At 44.2% G+C, this 23879-nt stretch carries 19 protein-coding genes and 7 tRNA genes; 4 read left to right on the top strand and 22 right to left on the bottom strand.

Annotated elements, in window-relative coordinates; all coding sequences use genetic code 11:
• Nucleotides 1-69: 69 nt before the first annotated feature.
• Nucleotides 70-675, bottom strand: a complete 606-nt coding sequence (rbr, locus tag HGO97_RS01485; RefSeq protein WP_216238698.1) for a rubrerythrin — start codon at nt 673-675, stop codon at nt 70-72.
• 60 nt (nt 676-735) lie between these two features.
• On the bottom strand, nt 736-1752 hold the full coding sequence (locus HGO97_RS01480) for a glycosyltransferase family 2 protein (protein ID WP_168866805.1): 1017 nt from the start codon (nt 1750-1752) through the stop codon (nt 736-738).
• A gap of 167 nt (nt 1753-1919) precedes the next feature.
• On the opposite strand from HGO97_RS01480, the gene HGO97_RS01475 reads away from it, so the two are divergent.
• A complete protein-coding gene (locus tag HGO97_RS01475) occupies nt 1920-3149 on the top strand; it encodes a 6-phosphofructokinase (protein WP_216238696.1) in 1230 nt (409 codons plus the stop codon).
• 253 nt (nt 3150-3402) lie between these two features.
• On the opposite strand, the gene HGO97_RS01470 is transcribed toward HGO97_RS01475, so the two are convergent.
• From HGO97_RS01470 to HGO97_RS01405, 14 genes are all read right to left on the bottom strand, one after another.
• Nucleotides 3403-3483: transfer RNA gene (locus tag HGO97_RS01470), tRNA-Leu, on the bottom strand.
• Between the two features lie 168 nt (nt 3484-3651).
• Nucleotides 3652-3724 (bottom strand) — tRNA-Lys (locus tag HGO97_RS01465).
• A gap of 34 nt (nt 3725-3758) precedes the next feature.
• Nucleotides 3759-3830 (bottom strand) — tRNA-Gln (locus HGO97_RS01460).
• Nucleotides 3831-3880: 50 nt separating this feature from the next.
• Nucleotides 3881-3954 (bottom strand) — tRNA-His (locus HGO97_RS01455).
• 5 nt (nt 3955-3959) lie between these two features.
• Nucleotides 3960-4033, bottom strand: a tRNA-Arg gene (locus tag HGO97_RS01450).
• 50 nt (nt 4034-4083) lie between these two features.
• Nucleotides 4084-4154: transfer RNA gene (locus HGO97_RS01445), tRNA-Gly, on the bottom strand.
• Nucleotides 4155-4158: 4 nt separating this feature from the next.
• Nucleotides 4159-4233, bottom strand: a tRNA-Pro gene (locus tag HGO97_RS01440).
• Between the two features lie 166 nt (nt 4234-4399).
• Nucleotides 4400-4882 (bottom strand): metallophosphoesterase family protein, encoded by a 483-nt coding sequence (locus HGO97_RS01435; RefSeq protein WP_216238694.1) that lies wholly within the window; start codon nt 4880-4882, stop codon nt 4400-4402.
• 5 nt (nt 4883-4887) lie between these two features.
• Nucleotides 4888-5487 carry an XTP/dITP diphosphatase gene (locus HGO97_RS01430; RefSeq protein ID WP_216238692.1) on the bottom strand — a complete coding sequence of 200 codons (600 nt, stop codon included), beginning with the start codon at nt 5485-5487 and terminating at the stop codon, nt 4888-4890.
• A gap of 11 nt (nt 5488-5498) precedes the next feature.
• The gene (locus HGO97_RS01425) at nt 5499-6647 is read right to left on the bottom strand and encodes a THUMP domain-containing class I SAM-dependent RNA methyltransferase (protein WP_216238690.1); all 1149 of its coding nucleotides are present in this window, start codon (nt 6645-6647) and stop codon (nt 5499-5501) included.
• Nucleotides 6648-7506: 859 nt separating this feature from the next.
• Nucleotides 7507-7977, bottom strand: coding sequence for a DUF1700 domain-containing protein (locus HGO97_RS01420; protein WP_216238689.1), 471 nt, complete (start codon nt 7975-7977; stop codon nt 7507-7509).
• 265 nt (nt 7978-8242) lie between these two features.
• Entirely contained in the window at nt 8243-9676 is a 1434-nt protein-coding gene (pepD, locus tag HGO97_RS01415) for a beta-Ala-His dipeptidase (protein WP_216238687.1), read from the bottom strand.
• A 107-nt stretch (nt 9677-9783) separates the two neighbouring features.
• Nucleotides 9784-11376 carry an OPT/YSL family transporter gene (locus HGO97_RS01410; protein ID WP_216238685.1) on the bottom strand — a complete coding sequence of 531 codons (1593 nt, stop codon included), beginning with the start codon at nt 11374-11376 and terminating at the stop codon, nt 9784-9786.
• A gap of 81 nt (nt 11377-11457) precedes the next feature.
• Nucleotides 11458-12522 (bottom strand): M29 family metallopeptidase, encoded by a 1065-nt coding sequence (locus HGO97_RS01405; protein ID WP_216238683.1) that lies wholly within the window; start codon nt 12520-12522, stop codon nt 11458-11460.
• Nucleotides 12523-12697: 175 nt separating this feature from the next.
• On the opposite strand from HGO97_RS01405, the gene HGO97_RS01400 reads away from it, so the two are divergent.
• Nucleotides 12698-13606 (top strand): LysR family transcriptional regulator, encoded by a 909-nt coding sequence (locus HGO97_RS01400; RefSeq protein ID WP_216238681.1) that lies wholly within the window; start codon nt 12698-12700, stop codon nt 13604-13606.
• A gap of 38 nt (nt 13607-13644) precedes the next feature.
• On the opposite strand, the gene HGO97_RS01395 is transcribed toward HGO97_RS01400, so the two are convergent.
• The 6 genes from HGO97_RS01395 to HGO97_RS01370 form a co-directional block, all read right to left on the bottom strand.
• Nucleotides 13645-14319 (bottom strand): AroM family protein, encoded by a 675-nt coding sequence (locus HGO97_RS01395; RefSeq protein ID WP_246597249.1) that lies wholly within the window; start codon nt 14317-14319, stop codon nt 13645-13647.
• Between the two features lie 237 nt (nt 14320-14556).
• Nucleotides 14557-15624 (bottom strand): aminopeptidase, encoded by a 1068-nt coding sequence (locus tag HGO97_RS01390; protein WP_246597248.1) that lies wholly within the window; start codon nt 15622-15624, stop codon nt 14557-14559.
• 32 nt (nt 15625-15656) lie between these two features.
• Complete coding sequence (locus tag HGO97_RS01385) at nt 15657-16964, bottom strand: cytosine permease (protein WP_216238679.1); 1308 nt, start codon at nt 16962-16964, stop codon at nt 15657-15659.
• A gap of 27 nt (nt 16965-16991) precedes the next feature.
• Nucleotides 16992-17756: a carbon-nitrogen hydrolase family protein gene (locus HGO97_RS01380; protein ID WP_216238676.1), complete on the bottom strand. Its 765-nt coding sequence runs from the start codon at nt 17754-17756 to the stop codon at nt 16992-16994.
• Nucleotides 17757-18017: 261 nt separating this feature from the next.
• Complete coding sequence (locus tag HGO97_RS01375) at nt 18018-19883, bottom strand: PEP/pyruvate-binding domain-containing protein (RefSeq protein ID WP_216238674.1); 1866 nt, start codon at nt 19881-19883, stop codon at nt 18018-18020.
• 147 nt (nt 19884-20030) lie between these two features.
• Nucleotides 20031-20996, bottom strand: a complete 966-nt coding sequence (locus HGO97_RS01370; protein ID WP_216238665.1) for a LysR family transcriptional regulator — start codon at nt 20994-20996, stop codon at nt 20031-20033.
• Between the two features lie 125 nt (nt 20997-21121).
• Here HGO97_RS01370 and HGO97_RS01365 point away from each other — a divergent pair, with 125 nt between their 5' ends.
• Both HGO97_RS01365 and HGO97_RS01360 read left to right on the top strand, forming a co-directional pair.
• On the top strand, nt 21122-22402 hold the full coding sequence (locus HGO97_RS01365; protein WP_216238663.1) for an aminotransferase class I/II-fold pyridoxal phosphate-dependent enzyme: 1281 nt from the start codon (nt 21122-21124) through the stop codon (nt 22400-22402).
• 181 nt (nt 22403-22583) lie between these two features.
• A complete protein-coding gene (locus tag HGO97_RS01360; RefSeq protein ID WP_246597247.1) occupies nt 22584-23843 on the top strand; it encodes a Glu/Leu/Phe/Val family dehydrogenase in 1260 nt (419 codons plus the stop codon).
• The last annotated feature ends 36 nt before the right edge of the window (nt 23844-23879 follow it).

Here is a 23879-nt window from a genome sequence, read left to right as displayed (position 1 = left end):
AATTACGCTCCACCCTTTCTTAATAGATTAAACTTTACTCTTTGCAGAGAAGTTCCCTCCGGCTAGGATTTATCTGTCCTCGCCTTTATACTCTGCGAATGCATACGGCAGGAAATACCCCTGATCATGACGGCAGACCGGACATACCTTAGGTGCCTGTTTCCCCTCATGGATATAACCGCAGTTCGTACAGATCCATTTACTTTCCTCTTTGCACGCAAAATATTCATTCTTTTCCAGCAATTCAGCGACTTCCCCAAAGCGCATCTGATGGACATGTTCAATCTCAGCTATCTGATAAAATGCAGATGCTGCTTCTAAAAGTCCCTCCTCTTTTGCCACATCTCCAAATTTCTGATACACATCCTCATACTCTTCCTTCTCATTGTGCTCCGCCGCACGAAGAAGCTCCTCCAAAGATTCCTGCTGATCCACCGGATATCCTCCATCAATAAAAATGGTCTCCCCTGCAAATTCTTTCAGAAGCTCATAAAAACGTTCAGCATGTGCCCGCTCCTGCTCCGCAGTGTAAAGAAAAATCTCGGCAATTGTATGCATTTTCATATCTTTTGCCTTTTCCGCAGCGATCGTATATCTATTTCTCGCCTGACTCTCCCCGGCAAATGCCCTCATCAAATTCTCTTTTGTTTTACTCTCAGAAAAATTAACAGCCATAATACACACTCCTTTTTTATTAGTAGTATGTAAAATGGCTGGTAAAATATACATTATTTTTTAATTAAATCCAATTAGGCGTCTTGCTACACTGTAGGCAAGTGAGGACACCTTACGTCCGGTCTTTCCGGGAAGGTTGATTGTCTGTCCCAGTATTCCATAACGAATCTTCATATAAGCTCCATAATCCTTCTTCTTCAAATACTGCCATAGCTCCGCCTTCTTCTCCAGGTTCTCCTTTTTCTTGGATCTGATACATAATATAGAAGAAACGGTCATCATGATTGCTAAATAATTAATCATATACTTACGAAGCTTCTTGCTGGAGACCATTCGCAATTCATACATTCCAATCATACACTTCGTCACGAATATCTGCTGGTCGATCCTGCTGATCATCACCTTTTCGTTCACTGACTGGTCTTCCCGTCCAATGAAATATCTGTAGAAATCCACATCCATATAATACATCGTCCTCACATGCGGCAGTGGATAGTATACATAGATATTATCTACATAAAATGTATGCTTCGGCAGACGCAACTGGCACAGCTTTAGCATCTCCGTACGATATATCACAGAATGCATCAGAATATACTGATCTAATCGAAAATGTCCGATATCATCCCAATGGAAAATCTGATTCTGGGGCAGTACATTTCGGTAATGGATGACCTTCTTATGCTCCATCCCTACCTTCTCATAAACATAATTAGACACAATCATGTCCACCATAGTATCCGTCTGTACAAACGCCTTCACAGCATCTAATATCTTAATCAGAGCCTCCTCGTCCACCCAGTCATCACTGTCGACTACCTTAAAATACTTTCCCGTAGCATGTGACAGCCCGGAATTAACAGCATCACCATGGCCGCCGTTCTCCTTATTCACCACCTTCACGATGGTCGGATACTGTTCGGCATACCGCTTCGCTATCTTCTTTGTCTTATCAGTTGAGCCATCGTTGACTACAATAATCTCAACATCCTCTCCGCCTTTCAAAATAGACTGGATTGCCTTTTCCATATATGCCTCTGAATTGTAGCATGGAATTGCAAATGAGATATACTTCATTATTCTACACCCCTTTATCAAGATAAAGCAATTATACTGCACATTCGTTAAATTTCCAACCACTTTTCAAGAAAATCAGCTTTTCTTCGTATTGTAAAATCATGCCTAATCCCTTATAGTTATCTTAAACAGTTTTAAAGCCACTAACATTTGGGAGGAATATGACAATGAAAAAAAACGTAATCGTAGGACAGTCCGGCGGACCTACTGCCGTAATCAACGCCAGCCTTTATGGTGTTGTATATGAGGCACTGAACCGTGAGGACTCTTTTGGCACCGTATATGGCATGATCAACGGAATCGAAGGATTCCTTGCCGATTATTATATGGATATGGAACCGCTGGAACGTTCCGGCGAATTAGAATTGATCAAGAACACCCCAGGCTCTTATCTGGGCTCCTGCCGCTACAAGCTGCCGGAAGACCTTGAAGATGCTGTGTATCCACAGCTATTTGAGAAATTCCAAGCATTGAACATCGGATACTTTTTCTATATCGGCGGGAATGATTCTATGGATACCGTCAGCAAGCTGTCCCGTTATGCCCAGAAGATTTCCAGCGATATCCGTGTAATCGGTATTCCAAAAACAATAGACAACGACCTAATTGAGACTGATCACACTCCTGGATTCGGAAGTGCAGCAAAATATATCGCTTCTACCGTCCGTGAGATAGCAATCGATGCATCCGTCTATGACAATAAAAAATCTGTCACTATTGTAGAAATTATGGGAAGACATGCCGGATGGCTTGCTGCTGCCAGTGTTCTGGCCCGTAAATTCGAAGGGGACAACCCCGTACTGATCTACCTTCCTGAATCCAACTTTGATCAGGATGCCTTCATTGACAAGGTAAAAGAAACACTGGAGTGTACACCGAACCTGGTTGTCTGCATTTCCGAAGGAATCCACGACAAAAATGGAACCTTCGTTTGTGAACTCGCCAGCGATGTCGGGGTAGATGCATTTGGACACAAAATGCTGACAGGCTCTGGTAAATACCTTGAGAACCTGGTAAAAGAACGAATTGGTGTAAAGGTACGTTCTATTGAGCTGAACGTATGCCAGCGCTGCTCCTCTTCTATGCTTTCAAAGACGGACCAGAAGGAAGCCATCGCATCCGGCGCCTATGGTGTGAAATGCGCCCTGGAAGGCGAGACAGGCAAGATGATTGCCTTCAAACGCGTAAAAGGCGCTCCTTACACCATTGATTATGTCACAGCCGATGTCAACAAGGTCTGCAACCAGGAGAAAACTGTTCCTGCCCAGTGGATCACAAAGGATGGAACCGATATTGGAGAAGATTTCATCGCTTATGCAAGACCGCTGATTCAAGGAGAAGTCACTATTCCTATGGAAGATGGCGTACCCAAATTCGCATACCGCAAGACACATTAAGAAAAAAGATGCCCGGAGGGAAGACCCTCCGGACATCTTTTTCATATCATGAATTTCAATATATCCTATACCTTTAAAACAAATAGTTTCTCTTAGGAAACTCGCGCCTGCGGCGGTCGCATCGCGACATCTGCCTCTTACGCCGCAACGTGCATCCTGCCCGGATAGTTTTTATTATATAGGAACGTTCTTCAAACGTTTCTATATAATAAAAAATCGTAATCCCTTTTATTGAAAGGATTACGACTCCTGATGCGGATGACAGGACTTGAACCTGCACGTCGTGGACACTAGATCCTAAGTCTAGCGCGTCTGCCAATTCCGCCACATCCGCATGTGAACATGTTGTATTTTAATACATCTGAGGAAGTTTGTCAAATCTTTTTTAGTTTTTGATACCAATTTTTGAAACTCAAATGGAACGTTCAGAAATCTATTTATATTTGATGAAATAAAAAAACCGCAACACCTAGAAATCACTAGGCTTGCGATACCTTTTCAGTGAGCGTGCGGGGATTCGAACCCCGGACAACTTGATTAAAAGTCAAGTGCTCTACCACCTGAGCTACACGCCCGTATTGAATTTTCCACCCGGCCTGTCCAGGTAAACTGGGCTAGCTGGATTCGAACCAGCGAATGCAGGAGTCAAAGTCCTGTGCCTTACCGCTTGGCGATAGCCCATCGAAGACTTATATCTGACACCGCTTTGCCAGTACTATAAAAAATAAAAGGGTGGGTAATGGGACTCGAACCCATGATATCCAGAACCACAATCTGGCGCGCTAACCAACTGCACCATACCCACCATAACGAGCCTGGGGGGATTCGAACCCTCGACCTACGGCTTAGAAGGCCGTTGCTCTATCCAGCTGAGCTACAGACTCTTATGCAATTATCCCCTTGCTCCGGCTTCTTACAACTTAGGCTGTAAGAAAGCGGGTGATGGGAATCGAACCCACGTATCCAGCTTGGAAGGCTGGTGTTCTACCATTGAACTACACCCGCACTATCGGGGTGACAGGATTCGAACCTGCGACCTCCTGGTCCCAAACCAGGCGCTCTAGCCAAGCTGAGCCACACCCCGATGTTCTTTTGTTCATCACGCTCACCCGTGACGCAAGAATTATTATATCTTACACTTCCCAATATGTCAACAATAATTTTAAATTTTTTTACATTTTTTTTGCAAAATCCTCGGAACCCTTGATTTTACGCTGTTTTCGGCGAAAAAAAAGTCGCAGATTGAACCTTCAATCGAGATAAAATTGCTTGAATTTTGGTTTTTCTTCCCCATCCAGCTCCATAATTACATAGCTTCCTTTTCTTCCTTCCTGCCTCGGATAGGATACACTTCCAGGATTCAAAAGGACCATCTCTTCTTTTTCTTCAAAATATGGTTTATGGGTATGACCGAACATCACAATATCGGCACAGCGTGCCTTTCCCTCTTCCCGAATATATTCCGGGTCAAGAGATACATAATAACTGTGCCCATGTGTTACGAATGCTCTGTATTTCCCAATATTAAATTCCTCTTCCCGCGGGAGATCAGAAAAGAAATCATTGTTCCCCCGCACAATATGCTTTTCACACTCTATGACCGCATCCAGATACTCTTCTCCGCCTTCTACATCCCCAAGGTGGATAAACATGTCTATGTCCCCTGCAAGCTCTAATATCTTATCCAGATTTTTATGGTTCCCATGTGTATCACTTACAATCAATACTTTCATTTGACCTACATCCTTGCTTCCAAAATTTTACGCATTGCACGCAGAGCATTTCCACGGTGGCTGAGTTCATTCTTTTGGTCAGGGTCCATCTGTGCTGTCGTACAGCCGTATTCTGGTACGTAAAAGATAGGGTCGTATCCAAACCCATGCTCTCCAATAATTTCATGTCCTATGATGCCTTCAATGGTCCCTCTGACCGTCTCAACAGTTCCATCCGGCAGTGCCGCCGCAATGGCACAAACAAAACGTGCCGTTCTCTTCTCATCCGGTACACCCTCCAGCTTGTCCAAAAGCATCTGATTCTTGATATCATATGATGTATCCACTCCGGCGAACCTGGCTGAATAGATTCCCGGCGCTTTATCCAGATAATCGATTTCCAGACCGGAATCATCTGCAAGTATGATATCCTCTGGAAGCAGCTTTGCGATTGCCGTAGCCTTAATTATGGCATTCTCCTCAAACGTGGTGCCATCCTCCACAATATCGATCTCTATGCCAGCTTCCTTCATGGAGTAGATTGGAATTCCCAGATCAGCCAGTATCATTCGAATCTCTACCATCTTATTTTCATTCCCTGTTGCAAAAATAATTCTCTTTTCCATCTCTCTACCTTCTATTTCTTTGGTTTTGGAGGTCTTGGACCCATGAATTGATAAAAATAGGTCTTGATCATCCCATTATATATCTTCCTGTTCTTATCTGCCTGTCTTCCAAAATACCGTTCTGCCTCTTCATAACTGGTAATCATATACGCTGACCAACTGTCCAGTCTGCGGAATGCCTCACCAAAGTCTCCATACAACTGGGGAAGGACTGCCTTTTCTTCCAATCGCTCTCCATAAGGAGGATTCGTGATGATAAATCCATATTTTTTCGGATGCCGCAAGTCCCTCACATCGCGCTGTTGGAAGTGGATCATATGTCCGACTCCGGCTTCCTCTGCATTCTGACGCGCCGCTTTTAATACCTCAGCATCAATATCATATCCCTGGATATCGACCTCCACATCATCCTCGATCAAGTCATTCGCCTCATCTACAGCATGATACCAATCCTGTCTGGACAGCACATTGCCCCACTCCTCCGCCAGGAAGGAGCGATTCATACCGGGCGCAATCTTAGCTGCCATCATAGCCGCCTCGATTGGAAATGTCCCACTGCCGCAGAATGGATCAACAAGAACGCGGTCCCTGTTCCAAGGGGTCAGCATAATCAGAGCCGCCGCCAGCGTCTCTGTAATAGGTGCCTTGCCCGCCAATTGGCGATATCCACGTTTATGAAGGGATACGCCGGATGTATCTATTCCGACTGTCACCATATCCTTCATCAGAAATACTCTGACCGGATAAGATGCTCCTTTTTCTTCAAACCACTTCATATGATAGTGCGTCTTCATACGCTCTACCATCGCCTTTTTCATGATGGACTGGATATCTGACGGACTGAACAGCTTACTCTTCACAGAAGCTGCCTTCGCCACCCAGAACTTACCGTCCTTTGGTATATATTCCTCCCATGGAATCACCTTTGTATTTTCAAACAGCTCATCAAAGGTCTCTGCCTTGAAGCAGCCTGCCTTCAGTAATATCCTCTCCGCACTGCGTAAGAAAATATTCGCCCTGCAGATTGCAGCCTTATCCCCGTAAAATGTGACCCTGCCGTCTTCCACCTGTGAAATCTCGTACCCCAGGTCCTGAATTTCCCTTTTTAGTACTGCCTCCAGGCCAAAATGGCAGGGTGCTATTAATTCTATTCTATTCATGAACGCCTCCATATGCGCAGTTAACAGCTTCTAAATGCTTATGCATCCGCTGCACAGTAAATTATATGTATCATATTACTATAAATTTAGGACGTAGTAAAGCCGAACTTTACTACGTCCTAAATTGACCTTAGCCTTGTACCAAACTGACTTTTGTCCTGTACTTCTTAGAAAAGTACCCCTGCTTAGTAGTTGATGCTTCCGTTGTTATAAGAATTCATGTTCTTAGAGTTATTGTTGGATGTTGAGTTGCTTGTTGTATTGCTTGTTGAATTCTTATTAGAATTCTTGTTAGAATTCTTGTTGGAGTTGTTATTCTGGCTCTGTACGTCTGAGTAAGAGTTAGAATAAGAGTTGTTGTTTGAGTTATTGTTGCTTGAGTTCTTTGAAGAGCTGTTTGTGTTTGCGTTTTTGTTGTTGTTATTGTTGTTATTGTTGTTTGACATTAGTGTTCCTCCTAGGAAAATTTATTTGGTACACTCATATTGTGTCATTCTGCTCTAATTTTTATTCATATTTTACAAAATCAATTATTTCTTTTTATTTAATATTTTTTTTATTTTTGCTTGCTTTTTCCAATTTGATATATTATACTATTCAATGTAGAAAGGTTACTTTCTACAACCCCTTATTAATTATTTATACTCCCCTCAAAAGACCGATGGCTCCCCCATCGGTCTTTTACTTTCCATTTTTTTCCAGAAATGTCAATAAAGCAGGGCTTTCTGCCTCTTACACTAAAAAACACCGGCATTTCAGCCAGTGTTTTCTAATCGTATGTTTCCAATCTATTTTTTCTTATTGTATCCTGATTGCTCATTCATCATTCTATAATGATACATTTATATTACCGTTTGTTTCAGCCCCGCCTATTACCTATCATACGGATTACGATCATAATGACCAGTATAGGAACAAGAATCGGTGCTAATATTCTGATCAGACCTGTAACGACAGCAAATATGGCAACCACGATCATGATGATTCCCAGAATTAAAAGCAGCTTCTTCCACCATGTATCCAGTCCGAAAGTGTGCACATAAGGATTTTGTTCTGTCGTACGGCCTCTGTCATTCTCATAGCCGCCGTACGTACTGCTGCCAGACTCATATACGGTGGATTGATCTGTACCATCTGCGGCATCGATCACTGTCCTCGCAAGTATCCATGGATCGCCCAGCATTGAAAGTACATCTTCTTCGCTCTTCCCTTTTCGAATCTCATCTGTTATATATTGGTTGTAGAACTCAACATTTTCTTGAACAATACTGCCGGACAGATCATTTTCCAGCGCCTTGCGCAGTTCTGTTAAGAATTCGCTTCGCGTCATCCTGATTTCCTCCTAAAAGATTTCTCCACAATCTCACTTTGTTTCATTAGATTTCCACATTCCATGCATATGATGAGCAGTCACCGCCTGCATTCCCGGCATAAAAAGAAAAGAAACCTTGCACTTAGAATACCATAATCTATAACACATTCCAAGTACAAGGTTCTTAAATTTTCCTAATAATTTTCTATAGAGTTGCTGGCTGCTTTTGCGCATGCAGGTGAAGCAGACTGTGACCAGTCACTCTATATCTGGCTTTTCAAACTTAATGAGACAGTTCTTCTAAAAGCTCTGTCAAATACAGCCACATATGTGCAATGGACTCCTTGGAAACTTTTTCCTTCGTGGAGTGAACATCGAAAAGGTCCGGTCCGGTTGAAATAATATCCATCCCAGGCTTCTTATCATCCCAATATCCACATTCCAGCCCAGCATGAATCGCTGCTACTTCTGCCTTTTTATGGAACAGTTTTTCATATAATGCAATCGCCGTATCTCTCAGCGGGGATTCCTTGCGGTACTGCCAGCCTGGATAGTCGCTTTCAAAGATACAAATATCACAATATTCGTCCGCAATGATCTGTATCTTGTCTCTAAGCATATATTTCTGTGATGCAACAGAGCTTCTAAGGGACATCAGAAGAGTCAATTTTCCGTCTTCAAACGTCAGCGAGCCAAGATTCATGGATGTCTCAATCAAGCCTTCGATCGCAAAGGAATATCCTGCCACACCATATGGGAGCAGCATGAGACTATTGCAGATTTCTTTTTGGTATTTTTCTGTATACACTTCTGCGCCTGATACAGCCTTACCTTCCTCAATTTCAAACTGTATAGAATCCGTATACTGTAATTCTGTCTGGAATGTCTCTTCTATTTCTTTCAATCTTGCTTTTACTGCCTCTAAATCTTCCGGCCTCACGTAAAGGCTCACAGATGCATTATTTGCAATTGCATTGGCCTTACCAGGTGCATCCAACATGTTGATACGTACCGGAAGCTCCTTTAATAAGTAAAGAAGTCTGCCGAGAAGTACAATGGAATTTCCCAGCCCCATGCCGATATTGATTCCTGAATGACCACCCGCAAGTCCCTTGAAAGTGACCTTCAATGGAATCCGTTCTTCTTTCAGACATTCCGTCTCCACATTCCAGATCATCCGGCAGCGCAGTCCGCCTGCACAGCTTGTATAAAAGATTCCTTCTTCTTCTGAATCCAGATTAATGAACCTGGTCCCCTTTAAAGAAGAGATGTCTATGATATCTGCTCCGATCAGACCGACCTCTTCCTTTACAGTAAACACGATTTCCAAATCTGGATGCTTTAGATCCTCGCTGTCCAGGACCGCAAGACAGTATGCTATTGCAATACCATTGTCAGAACCAAGCGAAGTCCCATCGGCATAATAGTATTCGTCATCTTCCTGAACTTCTATCCCATTCTCATATACATGGTCGCTGTCATTTTCTTTTACATAGACCATATCCAAATGTCCCTGCAGGATCACCGGCTCTCCGGCATTTGGAACAGTGGCCGGTTTTCTGATGATCAGATTATAATTAGAATCCTGTGTCACATCCAGTCCTCTATTTCTCGCAAAATCGGCAATATATTCACTGATCGCCTTCTCATCCCCGGATGCCCTCGGAATGGAACAGACCTTCTTAAAATACGAAATCACTTTTTCTACATCAACCATAATACTCCTACTCTCCTATATTTTCATTTTCGTTTTCTACTTCAAATGCGCCCCGGCGCACTTGCGGCGAGACGCATATCATACTTCACATGACATTCTTATGCTTTTTATATAAACATCTTGATCAAGCTTGAGAAGAAACTGAATAATCCATCTCCTGCGATCAGACCAGCATCACGGCAGTTCATGAATTCGTCACCAATGATCTTACGGATGATAACTGCAACAACAACACCGATACCATAGATTGGATTGTTGATCAGAAGACCTGTAGCAAGCAGCACACCGAACATGTACTTTCTTCCGATGATCTGGATGATTGCACCTGGGATTGCCCAGATTGCCAGTTCCTTTAAGAGGGCCATATTACTTCCCATCTGTGCTGTTGTAGCAAAAACAGTACTTGTTGCAGGAATCAGCCCATCCTTTAAGGTCATATCTGCAAAGAAAATAACAACAACGATTCCGATAAATGCGCCAAGCATTTCGATGAATACCTGCTGCTTTCTTCCATAAACTTCACGTTCTGGATTTGCGCTCTTTCCACGAATGATCCATCCTGTCTTTAAGTCATATCCCATATCAGCAAAACATGGTCCGACAGAACTGATATATCCGGTGAGAACTGCAACTGCGATTGGAGGGAAGCCCATCAATACACCGATCGTCATAAAAATCGTCGTAACTGCGAATCCCGGGAACCATCCTGAATACATTGCGGCTTTTCCAATAATGATCATGGATGCCACAGATGCAAATGCCGTCCAGATTACCCACAGTACCATCTTTGCAGGTGACATTCCGGTAAAGATTCCACAGATCACGCCTACGAAAATTCCGCCGACTACATGTGTAGCCAATGCAATAATCAAAGTACCTCTTGTCTTTGTGCTGGAAACAGTCAGCCCCTCTTCCAGTTCGTCTTTTGCTGCTTTTGACTGTTTTGCCTTAGAAGAGCTCTGGTAAATAGAAACAACAGACTGTACCAATGCGATCAATCCTGCTCCTACCATGAAGCCCTGCGGAATACTCGTTGTCCCCAGATCAAATCCGGTGAGCGGTGCGCAGTATCCACGAATCAACAGGCCGATACCGAGTGCCAGCATGGACACGATATTTGCAATAAATACGATACCAACAGCACCAACTGGGAGTTTAAAGATACTGCCCACGATACCTACAACAATACCCTGGATAACACGTTTTGCCTTATCTCCACCCTCATCTCCTGCTTCCAGGACTTCTGCGGTAGCCACACCAGGTGCCCACGCCTCTCTTGCAGGGAACAACGGGGAATCAAACAATGCGCCTACTGTATAGACTGAGATCACAGTTCCAAAGATACATCCGACTGCCATCGGAAGAATCGCTTTTGTCTCGCCCATAACATACAGAATCGCCACTGCAACGAATGCACAGTTTGCTGCAGAAAAACCTGCACCTGATACAATCGTCTGAATATAGTTCTGTCTCTCAAGGCTCTTGAACTTTCCAAATGCGGACATTGGAATCTTCGCTACCAGCATTGCAAATACTGCACCTAAGATCGAAGTATTGGCCGATACACCAACCTTCCCCATGATCTGCATACAGATGATACCTGACAGGACAGCCAGAATAGACCCAAAAATAATGGTCGCCGGCTCCGAAAATCGAATTTTTTCAAATGTAGATTTCCCATCTTTTTTCTTTTCTTCCATATTCTCCTCCAACCCTTCCTTCATAAAGAAAAAAGAGTACCCAGACAGCAGGTAAATCTGGGTACTCTTTATCCAAAGCTTTTAATACCCTGCTACTCCCATTTTTTTACAGATCGCAACTAATTCTGGATCGACATATTTACCATTTTCCTCGATTGCAACTCCGTCCAGGATAATAGAAGGTTTAGAAACAACACCGTCTGTATGTGAGGCTGCTGTCCAGTAGCTTCCGCGGATCATCTTGCCCTGGCTACCGATACCAAATTCCATGCAGCCGAAGATTCTTTCATCTTCTACGATACGTCCTGTTGCTTTGCTTACTCCCGGGTTAAATCCTAAGGAATAATGTGCCAGACGGAACATATTCGGATCATCAAATGAATGCAGCCATGCACTGAATCTCTCTGCATCTTTGCCGCCCTCGATCTTTGTGACTCTTCCGTTCTCCAGTGTCAATTCTACATTGCCGGACAGGATTCCCATGTCTGTCGGTGGGAAGATTGCTGCATCAAATACCAGTTTTCCGTTGATGGTCTCTTCAATCGGACACCAACTGATCTGTCCGCACATCATGAATGGATATCCCTTGAATGTAGCTAACTGTCCTGAGTGGCGAACTGGTCTGCCCTCGTTCTTTGCTGTCAGATATGTACCATTGTCATCCTTGATGATGATGTCATTTGCAGCTTCCATCTTTGCCTTTAAAGCCTCACCAAGCTCTACAACACTTGCAACATCTACTCTTCCAATGCAGTTTACGATCATCGTCACATCCATGCCTGTCAGGTTGATATAACGGCATCCAAAGTCGATTGCTTTTCTCCATGATTCACACAGCATGATGGATGAGTAGGATAATTCGATCCATACATCTGCTACTGCCACTGCATTTCCAAGAGGAGCGATCGGCTCTGCATATGCTTTTTCATTCGTCGGAACATAAACCAGTACCGGGTTAGCACCTACGATATAAGCTGCGTTCATAATTGCATCGAGCACTCTCTTGTCCGTAGATGTGTCTCCTGTCACAACAACATTTTCACCAGGCTGTACCAACATCATTTCCTTTACCAGCTTATATGCTGCCTTGCTCACTTCATAAGATAAATAATCCGGTGCCATTTCAATTCCAATTGGGTATTCCATAATAAAATCCTCCTTCTTTTTGTACCACATTATCTTTCGGACTTTTTCGGAAAGTCCTTTATTTGTCTTGATAATATCACAAAATTCTTTTAAAATGAAATCATATTATTTTATAGCCTAATAAGTTCCGATTATATGGATAGTTAGCAGAAAATTCAGAAAGGAGTTGTAAGAAATGTTAGATTTAAAATTGGATACCTTCCTGACTTTATGCGAGACCCGGAATTATACTAAGACGGCCAATCTGTTGAATATTACGCAGCCTGCTGTTACCCAGCATATCAAGCACCTGGAGGGTTACTATCAGACAAAGCTTCTGTATTATGACGAGAAGCGCCGTCTCCACCTTACAGAGCATGGAAAGCTGCTGCGTGCATATGCCCAGACAGTCAAGGCCGATTCCCTGATTATTGAGAGGAAGTTAAAGATGCCCGTCGACCAGCCTGATGAATTGAGACTGGGCACCTTGACCACCACAGGAGAATCCCTGGTCCCGCATATGGTAGCCGAATACCTCAAGCAGTATCCTGACAAAAAGGTCAGCATGTACCTCGGAGAGGCAGATGCTCTTTTACAGCAATTAAAAACAGGACGGATACAGTTCTGTATCATAGATACATACTGTCCGCCCCATGAATTCGAGAGTTATGAACTCTTTGAAGCCGATACGATCTGTATCTGTTCCCCTGAGCATCCGCTGGCCGGCAAGACCGTCGACTTCAAAGAATTAAATGATTACCGCTTGATTTTCCGTGAGAATGATACCAATTCCCACCGCAACCTGATGCAGATCTTGCATACCCATAATCAGGATATTAACAACTTCCGGTCCTATGTGGAGATCGGTACTATTAATTCTGTGCAGAAAATGGTCATGGAGAACATCGGAATCTCCTTTATCTACCATTTTGTGGCGCAAAAGAACCTGGAGAACGGCACTCTCAGCCAAATCCATATCCGCAACTTTTCTTCACATGCAATGTTCAACTTTGTCTGGCTGAAAGACAGCTTTTTCGAGCCTGTGAACAGACAGTTTTTGGACGTCTGCAAAGAAGTATTAGACTCCTCCTATTTCCCCGGCTGAAACCGCTCCGGGATATTTATCTCTCCCGGCGAATCGGCCTAAAGATCTAAGAGCTCGCAAACTGTCCTCGCCAGAGCCGTCCTGCACAGCAGGACGGGCTTATCGGTGATAGAACGGACTAACTGCTTCGCCTGCCTGCTGTATCCGATACAATCCATCACAATTAAGTCTGCATCCGTCTCCTTTGCTTTCTCTGCCGCTTTTTCTACTTCTTCCATTTTCCCATAGGGGTTGGCGGCTATCGGCGTGACCTTTTTCATAATTGGCCCCCACTGGTCATAGGCCTGCTGCACCTGATCCTCATCCGGCGTAATCACGACAATATTTGAATTTTTACTGAGTGCTTTTGCCAGGCCGTTTAATATTTTTGCTGGATACACAATCGGCACACCTGCCTCAAAAACATCCGGGAAAGTCCCTCCGCACAGCACCATGATCAATGATACACCTTGTTCCTCCAGCCTTTTGACGCACTCCTGCATTCGCTTTAGAATAAAGCTTTCTCCGAACTTTGCAAAGGTTCCATCATTTAACCGTGATACCAGCACATAATCATCCTTCGCAGGAGCCATCTGGGTAATCTCTTCCCTTGTCAGCCCATCCAATGCCCCCGCCTGAATCAACTCTGCTTTTTCTCCGAATATTGGCAGGATATCCGGTGTGACATCCACCCGCGGTGACTGTCCGATCGTTACTGCTCCAATCTTTATCATTTCGTTGCACCTCCATTCACTTTTTTTGTTAATTCGATTCTATCATGTTAAAAAAATAATATGAAATCACATTATTTTATAGCCTGATAAGTCCGATTTATATTCTTTATTGTCAGAATATAGTCCAAATAATTTTGCTGACAGGACGTCCCCCTTCGGCAGAGATATCAGAACCAAATGTCCTATACGACGAATAAAAGAAGAGTGTCCGAACCCCATGATTCGGACACTCTCCTCTTATTCGTAATCTGCTATCCCCAATTTCTTACAATATGAGATACAGGTCTCCTCTTTATAAATTCCATTTTCCTCCAGAATCTCTCCATCCAGGATGATGGTCGGCTTAGATACGACTCCATCTGTATGGGAGGCTGCATCCCAAAATGCTCCCATCAAACTTGCCCCCTGACTTCCGATTCCGAATTCAATACAGCCAAAGATTCGTTCATCCTCCACGATTCTTCCCGTTGCTTTACGCACGCCCGGATTAAAACCGATGGAATAGTGTGCCAGACGGTACATATTCGGATCGTCAAAGGACGCCAGCCATTTCCGGAAGATTTCAGCCTGGGCGCCTCCAGTGATTTCTACCACACGCCCCTCTTTTAACTCCAGCCTTACAGGTTCCTTTAACAGGCCGATCTCACTTGGAGGAAACAGGGCGGCATCAAAGACGAGGGTTCCCTCGATGGTCTCCTCCACCGGGCACCAGCTGACCTGCCCGCCTAACATGACCGGATACCCCTTTTTTGTCGCCAGTTGTCCCGAATGCTTTACTTTCCTGCCTTGATTGTATGCCTTTAAATTGGTCCCATTTGCATCCCGGACAATGATTTCATTCGAAGCCTGCACCTTCTGGGTCAGATATTCTCCAAATTCGACCAGTACATCATACTTCACACGTCCCACCGTGTTCACCAGCATAATCACATCCATACCGCACAAACACGTGTATCTCGCCCCATTGGCAATTGCCTTCTGAAAGCAGGGTGAATGCATGACACAATAATATGCAAATTCAATCCATACATCTGCCACTGCAACTGCATTGGCAATCGGAAGGTATGGCTCTTCAAACGCTTTTCCTGTAGTGGGATATTTGATCATCACCGGATTGGCTCCGATGGAATATGCAGCTCCCATTACTGCATCGACCACCCTCATATCCGTAGAGGTGTCTGCCGTAATCACGACAGATTCCCCCGGTTTTACCAACATTACATCCTTGACCAGCTTCATCGCTGCTCGTTGCACTTCATAAGACAGATAAGAGTCTGTCATTTCAATCCCGATTGGATATTCCATTTTCATCCCGCCTTTTCTTTCTATTTTTCTATTTAGAACATTCCCTCTGTAAACTTATCAGGAGCGGATTTTGCCTTGATCTTCATTGCCACATAGTATACAATTCCTGTAATCAAAAGTGACTGAAGCGGAGGAATTCCTACCTTCACTACATAAGTCGTCACATACCCCACTGCTGTTCCGATCACCATAGCGATAGTCGCCATAAAGTTCCAGCCAAGCTTATCTTCCCATTTTTCTTTTCTTGCAAAGAAGTCAACAAACATAACGCCTGCGATCGCTGGATATAAAAGCGCTGCCAGACTCAGCAGATCCTGGAAATGTTCCAGAATTCCCCACAGAGAAAGAATGATGGATAACACGGTTCCCACTAATGTTACCGTTGCTCTTCCCTTGTTAGATGTTACATTTAAAATATTGGAGAAAGAAAGTCCCATTGTATAGTTATTCACCAACTGACTGGTCCAGGATGCGAGCCACAGAACAATAAAGCCCCATACTGGGAAGCCCAGATTCTGCATAACAGCCACGATATCTGCTGTTCCGTTGCCTGCTGCCATAATAGCGCCTATAAAAACGAGCGGAATTCCGATTGCAATGATTCCAAGAGGAATCAGGATGTTGTCTTTCCATTTTGGCTTTGCATATCTTGTATAATCTGCCGCAATAACAAATTGTGAGACATTCATCCCTAAAAGCATCGTCACACCTGCTGCAAATGAAACATCTCCTGACCCCTGATAGTTCACGATGTTGCCCCATCCTACATTTTTCAGAGCCAGATAGATACCCGCAACACATAAGAGCAGCCCACAGGGCACTGCAAGGTAATCGGTCCATTTCATAGAGGAATATCCTATGATAGACGGTACTGCAAATAAGATTCCTACGATAATCGTTACCACTGCCCATGCGATTCTATTTGCCGTATAATCGATTCCCAGAATCACGCAAAGTGCATTTCCCGTTACAGAGGTCTGGATAGCCCACCAGCCCATACTGATGACACCAATGACCAGAGCAATGATGAACTTTGCCTGCTTATCCCCGAACCCCTGACGTGCTATCACAGAAGAGGAAAGACCTGTCTTAGCCCCTATGTAGCCGCTCAAAGTATTTCCGCCCCAGGTCAGTACCAGGAATGTAAAAAGTACGACCGGGATCATCCCTTTGATTCCGAATGCGCCAATCAATGTTGCACCGATCATTAGAATCGGCACACAGAATTCAAGTCCTCCGAATATGACTGCCGGTGTGATCCAGTTCTGCCTTTGGTCAAGCGGTACTGGTGTCATTGGTTCGTCTACGATCACTGTTTTTTCTTTTTTCTCACTGCCCATGTTTCTTCCTCCTCATACCCTTTCTTCTCATAATTTCTGATAAACATCATACCGTTTCATGCTTCTCCACGGGATTCCTTTTCTTGCCTCTTCAAGCTTCTCCTTTTCTAATACGACCCTGGCATAAGCCTCATCCGTTGTCGCCAGACGAACTAACGTGCTGCCATCCGGGTTGGATACTGTCGTATTCCCACAGTACTGTACATCTCCCGATGCCCTGTTCAATGCGACCGTATATACCTGATTCTCTGCCGCCCTCATCTTACTGCAGGTAGTGAACAAATCTTCCCAGCCCAAGCCCCATGCACTCGGATAAATGATGATATCCGCATCCTTCTTCTGCGCCAATGGAGTCGATACCTCTGGGAATCCGTAGTCTGCACAGATCAAGAGACCAATGTTCCAGCCTTTAAAGGGAACTGTAACTAATTCTTCTCCTCTGTCAAAAAAGTCATTCTCGGTATCCCAGAGATGGATTTTTTTGTACTCTCCAAGCTTCTTCCCTTCTTCATCCCAAATACAAGCTACATCATAACGCTTGTCCCCCTCTGACACCTGAATCCCTGCCAGAATCGGAATATGGCAGTCAGACGCCATGGCAGAAAAAAATTCATCCTCCTCATTTGAAAGTGCTGCCCTCTCAAAATCATAACCACTGATGCATAACTCAGGAAAACACAATAAATCAATGTCATCTGCAGCATAATTCTGCACAAGCTTCTGGATTCTGTTACAATTCTCTTCAATCTGTCCTTCAAGGACGGACATCTGGACAAGTCCAAGCTTTAACATCCTTTTTCCCCCTTTCCTCTTTCGTTTTTTTGTTAATATCTTTCATTTATTTTTATACTACCATAATTTTCCTTTATAATGAAATCACGTTATCTTATAGTGCAATAAATTCCAGTTATAGGGATGATTTATCTCAAAATTTATTTTATGCTGTATTTTTTACCTAAAAATAGCCCGGCGCAGCACCAAAAAGTGCATACGTCAGGCTATTTCCCCACATGATTCTATTACGCTATTCTTTTTACGACAATTTTCCAACAATCACTTGCCCAGACGGCAGACAGCTCTCCCGTCTTTTGCATCCAGAAGCAGACATGTACCGCTTCCTGATACATCAAATACCTTGATGATATCCGACAGTTCCTTTTCCTCTGGCCACAAATTCAGAAATACATTCGGAAATTTATTCAAAAGCTCCGGCTGGTAGAGTCTGGTCTTGCTGTTCTCGTTAATTGCACCATAGTAGACATCCGCCTCAACCAGGTCCTGGAACATATGGCTCCCATAAGACAGCTCCGGTCGGTATCCCGCCTTACTGTATGCGACCTCGCAGATCGCAATGAACTGGCTGATATCTGCATACACAACGGGCACCCCAAGCTCCGGCGATGAGGTTCCGATCCGCCCTGGCACGAGCAGCATCAGCTTTAAGTCCTCCTCCTCATAACGCTGGTTGATCTGGCTGATCATCCTTCCCACATCAGGCTTCTTGGCATAAGGATATTCATAATAAGCCTGTGGGTCCACCCAGACGATCCGGTCCAGCTTTTCTTTCTTTGATCTACGCATGGAAGTCCGGCGCACATCAAAGAGCAGCTCATCATCAACACCCTCAGGAATCACCACGTTCTCTGAAGCCGCTGTCTGCAATGGACGGCACTGCAGCAGGTTCACCCTCCACACGCCCTCCTCCGGGTTCTTTAAAGCAAATTCTACATCTACAGGACGCTCATATTCTGTCTCAAGCATCTTTAAAATCTTACGCATCATGCGGATAAAATCATTCTTCTCCACTAATCCCTGACAGTCCGCAAAGTATACCTTTCTGAACTGTCTCCTCTGGGACAACATATATTCCGCCTCTGAATCCCGGCTTAAGACCAGCTTCTTCTGCCAGTCCGGCATATTACGTATTACCAAATCAAGCGGTCTGGTCATCAGTTTATTCTCCGAAAAATCCAGAACATCCACCTGGCGCTGTGAAAATTTGTGCCTCTCCGCTATGGTGGTACGGATATTAGCCTGGGCCCGGTCCAGTCCTACCAATCTGGGATAATCGCCCGGGGTACGCTCGACAGCTCTGGTCCCCAGTCCCACAACAATTCGCAGCATTCCTGCATCCGGATTCATATGCTCCATCCATTTATATGGATTATAGGAACATCCCATCCCTGCTGCAGCCGGAAAATACATATCCCCATATCGCTCCCCTTCCACCTTCTGGACCAGAAGTGCCATCTGTTCATCCACATCCAGAAGCTTTCTCTTCCTTCTATATTCAATCGCAGATGGATTCATAGTACTTGCATATACCTGACGAATCGCATCCTCCAGTTCAAGAAGCCGTTCTTCCTCCGTTCCCTGATTCATACAGAATATGGACTCATACTTCCCTGAAAATGCATTCCCATATCCATCCTCCAAAAAGCTGCTGGATCGAACGATCATCGGTGTCGTACCATAATATTCCAGTACCTTCTTTAATTCGCTGCGTATAGACTCAGGAAATACCCCGCTGCTGATACGTCTTTTTAACTCCTCTGCCTCTTTAAAATGCTCCTTCTCCCTGCGGTGCTTTTCCCGAAGATCCTCACAGTCATTCTGTTCCAGATATTTGCAGAACACATCGGAACCGATAAAAAAGGAGTGATGCGGCTCAATAAATTCTTGAAATTCCGGCAGACGTACCTTAATCAGCTTACGAGCGACCAAAAGGCCGCATGCCTTGCCTCCGATCAGCCCGTCCCCGATCCGTCTTTCCCATACCTTTCTGAAATCCCGCGGTGTGAAGTGCTTAAGTATCAGCCGTTCCATCCGCGCTTCTGTCGTCATGAGGCTGTTGCACACGATTTTCTTTTCATCTTCAGTCATCTCTTCTTTATTCAGCAGTTCTTCCCAGCCATTCATGTTTCTGTCCCCTTTCTCTATCCATGGGGAGTCATACCACATCTCATGCGACATTCCCCTATCCTAATTTTAGTGTAATCGAATCCGAAAAAAATAGCAAATCATTCAAAGTTATACTCCTCATAACCATTTGCTTATGTGTCCGGATCACACCTTGTCATCAGATTCTATCTTCAGCCCCGGTATGGCGATTTTCATGAATTCCGTCATGCTTCTTGTCAGATATTTATTCTTTCTATAGTACAGATAGACCTCCCTGACCGCCTCCGGGTCATCAATCTTATAATAGACGATATTCACATCCGGCGGGAGACTCTTCACTACCGTATCACTGACAAAGGACGCCCCCATTCCATACTCCGTCAGATGATAAGTGGTCAAAAGCTGGTTCAGTTTGAGGGAAATATTCAGAGTCACCCCTGCCCTCCGGCAGATTGCCTCCACACGCTCTCTTGTATCATTATGAGCACGCAGCACTACGAACTGCTCGTCTTTGAACTTCCAGAGCGGAACGCCCGGGAATTCCGGCTGGAGATGTACATCATTTCTGATATCCCCCACTGTCAGTTGATATTTGCCTGCCCTCTTATTGCTCTCGAATGAAACTGGCACTGCGAGCAGAAGATGCTCTTCCATGAACTTCTTTTTCTCATAGATCGTCTCATCCAGCAGGTAGTTGTCAATGATGATATCCAATTCTCCCGCAAAGAGCTTCTGCTCCAATAGTGGTGTATGCCCCTCGAACAAACTCACCTTTACATTGGGATACGCTTGTCTGAACTGCTCAATGAGCGGCGGAAAAATAAAGGAGGAAAACAGATAACTTCCTCCCAAAGATAAATGTCCTGTCTTAAGTTCATGCATATTCCCCACATAATATGCAAATTCATCCTCCAGATCCATGATCTTCTCTGCTGTCTTTATGTACTTCTTCCCACAGTCCGTCAACTGGATCGGAGTGGTGCTTCGGTCAAATAGAGGCATCCCCACCTTTGCCTCGACCTTTTTGATCATCGCGCTCAACGCTGGCTGGGAGATATATAGATTCTCCGCTGCCTTTGAAAAACTCTTTTCTTTATAGACCTCATATACATAGTTCATACCACTGAACATCGCTTACCTCCATGCACATAACCATTTAGTTATAATAACTATATAAATATAAATATTTGTTTTTATTTTATGATATTTCTATAATAAAAGCAAGAACTTAAGAGACCTGTACAAGGAGGAGATTTATGAAACCAATCGCAGATTATTCAAGCGAAGACTTAAGCGCACTTCTGAAAGACCTGGAAGTACAATACAAAGAAGCGCAGGCACAGAATCTGAAACTGAACATGGCAAGAGGAAAGCCGGCTACCACACAGTTGAATTTAAGTAATGATCTTTTAGGAAAAATGGAGAGTTACACATTGGCTGATGGAACCGATGCAAGAAACTACGGTATCCTCGACGGTATCCCGGAATGCAGAGAGCTTTTCGGTGGATTGCTCGGAATCGATCCGTCACAAATCATCATCGGCGGCAATGCCAGCCTGAATGTGATGTTCGATACACTCAGCTTTTTATGCCTGTTCGGTACAGCCGGATGTGACCCATGGCTTTATCATAAGCACAATGGCACACCAGTCAAATTCCTGTGTCCTGTACCTGGATATGACCGGCACTTCAAAATATGTGAGGAACTCGGCATCGAGATGATTTCCGTTCCGCTCAAAGAGGACGGCCCGGACATGGATGTAGTCAAAAAACTGGTAAGCGAAGACGAGATGATCAAAGGAATTTGGTGCGTACCACTTCATTCTAATCCACAGGGCGTATGCTACAGTGATGAAGTCGTAGAGCAGTTAGCTTCTATGGAAACAGCAGCCAAAGACTTCCGTATCTTCTGGGACAACGCTTATGGCGTACATCATATATATGAAGATGTTCCGCTCAAGGATATCATCAAAGAATGTGAAAAATGTGGAAACCCTGACAGGGTATACTACTTCTTCTCCACTTCCAAGATCAGCTTCCCAGGAGCCGGAATCGCACTCGTTGCTTCCAGCCCGGCCAATATAAAAGAACTCAAAGGACATATGTCCGCACAGACCATCGGCCATGACAAGCTGAACCAGCTCCGTCACGTACAGTTCTTCAAGACTCCTGACAATATCAGGGCGCATATGAAGATGCTGGCAGAAGAATTAAGACCGAAATTTGATATGGTCCTCAACAAACTCGAAGAATCTCTGGGTGGCAGCGGACTTGCCGTATGGAGCAATCCAAAAGGTGGTTATTTCGTATCACTGGATACCCTGCCTGGATGTGCAAAGCGTACTGTTGAGCTTGCAAAGAATGCCGGAGTCACCATGACTGGTGCAGGAGCTACATATCCGTATGGAAAGGATCCGCAGGATTCCAATATCCGTATCGCGCCGACCTATCCGACCATCGAGGAATTGGAAAAAGCGATGGATATTTTTGCAATCTGTGTAAAAATCGCTGGCATCGAGAAGCTGCTAGCTGAATAAAAAGTAAATTATAGAACATGATTTAATAGAACGTGATCTATATATAAGAATTGTTATACCCATGTTTCATAAAACCAAATTTATAAGCCAAAATAAATGCCAAAATGAATGCCAACAAAAAATCGTTTTAAAACAGTAATCAAAATGCCAACAAATTTTTATATGAAAAGGAGAACAAATTATGGCACAGTATAATCCTTATGACAACGTATTAAAAGTAGTAAAAGAGGCAGCAGACATCTTAGGTTACACAGACAGCGATATTGAAGCTATCAAATATCCTGAAAGAGAACTTAAGGTTGCAATCCCGGTTCGTATGGACGACGGAACCACACATGTATTCGAGGGATACCGTATTCAGCACTCTACATCCAGAGGACCTGCAAAGGGCGGAATCCGTTTCCATCCGGCAGTTAATCTTGATGAGGTAAAAGCACTTGCAGCATGGATGACCTTCAAATGTGCAGTTGTTAACATTCCTTACGGCGGCGGCAAAGGTGGCGTTGTCTGCGATCCGAATCAATTATCCGAAAACGAGATTCGTGCGATTACGAGAAGATTTACAGCCGCTATCGCTCCACTTATCGGACCAGAGCAGGATATCCCGGCTCCAGATGTAGGAACCAATGCAGCAGTTATGGGCTGGATGATGGACACATACAGCATGTTAAAAGGACACTGTGTACACGGTGTTGTTACAGGTAAGCCAATCGAACTGGGCGGTGCTTTAGGACGTAACGAGGCTACAGGCCGCGGTGTTATGTTCACAACAAAGAACATCTTAAAGAAACTCGGATTAGAAATGAATGGAACAACTGTTGCTATCCAGGGTATGGGAAATGTAGGAAGCATTACAGCAAAACTGGTTAACAAAGAAGGAATGAAGGTCGTTGCTGTCAGTGATGTATCCGGCGGTATCTACAATCCTGACGGATTGGATATTCCTGCAATCCTTGAATATCTCTCCAAAGACCGCAAGAATCTGTTAAGCGGATACGACGAGCCAGGCATGACACGTATCTCCAACGAAGAACTGCTTGAGCTGGATGTCAAAGTTCTGATCCCTGCTGCACTTGAGAACCAGATCAATGGCTCCAACGCTGACAGAATCAAAGCTGACATCATCGTAGAGGCAGCCAACGGACCGGTTGCTTCCGAAGCTGATGATGTATTAAATGCAAAGGGAATCGTTGTAGTTCCTGATATCCTTGCAAATGCAGGCGGTGTTGTTGTATCCTACTTCGAGTGGGTACAGAATATCCAGTCAGTAAGCTGGACAGAAGAGACCGTAAATGAGAAGCTGAAAAATATTATGGATCCTGCTTTTGAAGCAGTTTGGAGCATTGCTGACCAGCAGCACACAACACTGCGTACAGGCGCTTACCTGATCGCTGTAAAACGTGTTGTAGATGCTAAGAAGGCAAGAGCAATCTGGCCATAAGAATCATCTTATGATAAATGATTTTTTTCCTAAAGT

The organism is Faecalicatena faecalis (assembly GCF_012524165.2).
Lineage (GTDB): Bacteria > Bacillota > Clostridia > Lachnospirales > Lachnospiraceae > Faecalicatena_A > Faecalicatena_A faecalis.
Note: the sequence above shows the minus strand (reverse complement) of the source record. Positions and strands in the feature narration are given on the sequence as shown.

Bases quoted from the DNA above. Each gene is read 5' to 3' on its own strand.
- rbr (WP_216238698.1), bottom strand. From the start codon at position 675: ATGGCTGTTAATTTTTCTGAGAGTAAAACAAAAGAGAATTTGATGAGG.
- HGO97_RS01480 (WP_168866805.1), bottom strand. From the start codon at position 1,752: ATGAAGTATATCTCATTTGCAATTCCATGCTACAATTCAGAGGCATAT.
- HGO97_RS01475 (WP_216238696.1), top strand. From the start codon at position 1,920: ATGAAAAAAAACGTAATCGTAGGACAGTCCGGCGGACCTACTGCCGTA.
- HGO97_RS01435 (WP_216238694.1), bottom strand. From the start codon at position 4,882: ATGAAAGTATTGATTGTAAGTGATACACATGGGAACCATAAAAATCTG.
- HGO97_RS01430 (WP_216238692.1), bottom strand. From the start codon at position 5,487: ATGGAAAAGAGAATTATTTTTGCAACAGGGAATGAAAATAAGATGGTA.
- HGO97_RS01425 (WP_216238690.1), bottom strand. From the start codon at position 6,647: ATGAATAGAATAGAATTAATAGCACCCTGCCATTTTGGCCTGGAGGCA.
- HGO97_RS01420 (WP_216238689.1), bottom strand. From the start codon at position 7,977: ATGACGCGAAGCGAATTCTTAACAGAACTGCGCAAGGCGCTGGAAAAT.
- pepD (WP_216238687.1), bottom strand. From the start codon at position 9,676: ATGGTTGATGTAGAAAAAGTGATTTCGTATTTTAAGAAGGTCTGTTCC.
- HGO97_RS01410 (WP_216238685.1), bottom strand. From the start codon at position 11,376: ATGGAAGAAAAGAAAAAAGATGGGAAATCTACATTTGAAAAAATTCGA.
- HGO97_RS01405 (WP_216238683.1), bottom strand. From the start codon at position 12,522: ATGGAATACCCAATTGGAATTGAAATGGCACCGGATTATTTATCTTAT.
- HGO97_RS01400 (WP_216238681.1), top strand. From the start codon at position 12,698: ATGTTAGATTTAAAATTGGATACCTTCCTGACTTTATGCGAGACCCGG.
- HGO97_RS01395 (WP_246597249.1), bottom strand. From the start codon at position 14,319: ATGATAAAGATTGGAGCAGTAACGATCGGACAGTCACCGCGGGTGGAT.
- HGO97_RS01390 (WP_246597248.1), bottom strand. From the start codon at position 15,624: ATGGAATATCCAATCGGGATTGAAATGACAGACTCTTATCTGTCTTAT.
- HGO97_RS01385 (WP_216238679.1), bottom strand. From the start codon at position 16,964: ATGGGCAGTGAGAAAAAAGAAAAAACAGTGATCGTAGACGAACCAATG.
- HGO97_RS01380 (WP_216238676.1), bottom strand. From the start codon at position 17,756: ATGTTAAAGCTTGGACTTGTCCAGATGTCCGTCCTTGAAGGACAGATT.
- HGO97_RS01375 (WP_216238674.1), bottom strand. From the start codon at position 19,883: ATGAATGGCTGGGAAGAACTGCTGAATAAAGAAGAGATGACTGAAGAT.
- HGO97_RS01370 (WP_216238665.1), bottom strand. From the start codon at position 20,996: ATGTTCAGTGGTATGAACTATGTATATGAGGTCTATAAAGAAAAGAGT.
- HGO97_RS01365 (WP_216238663.1), top strand. From the start codon at position 21,122: ATGAAACCAATCGCAGATTATTCAAGCGAAGACTTAAGCGCACTTCTG.
- HGO97_RS01360 (WP_246597247.1), top strand. From the start codon at position 22,584: ATGGCACAGTATAATCCTTATGACAACGTATTAAAAGTAGTAAAAGAG.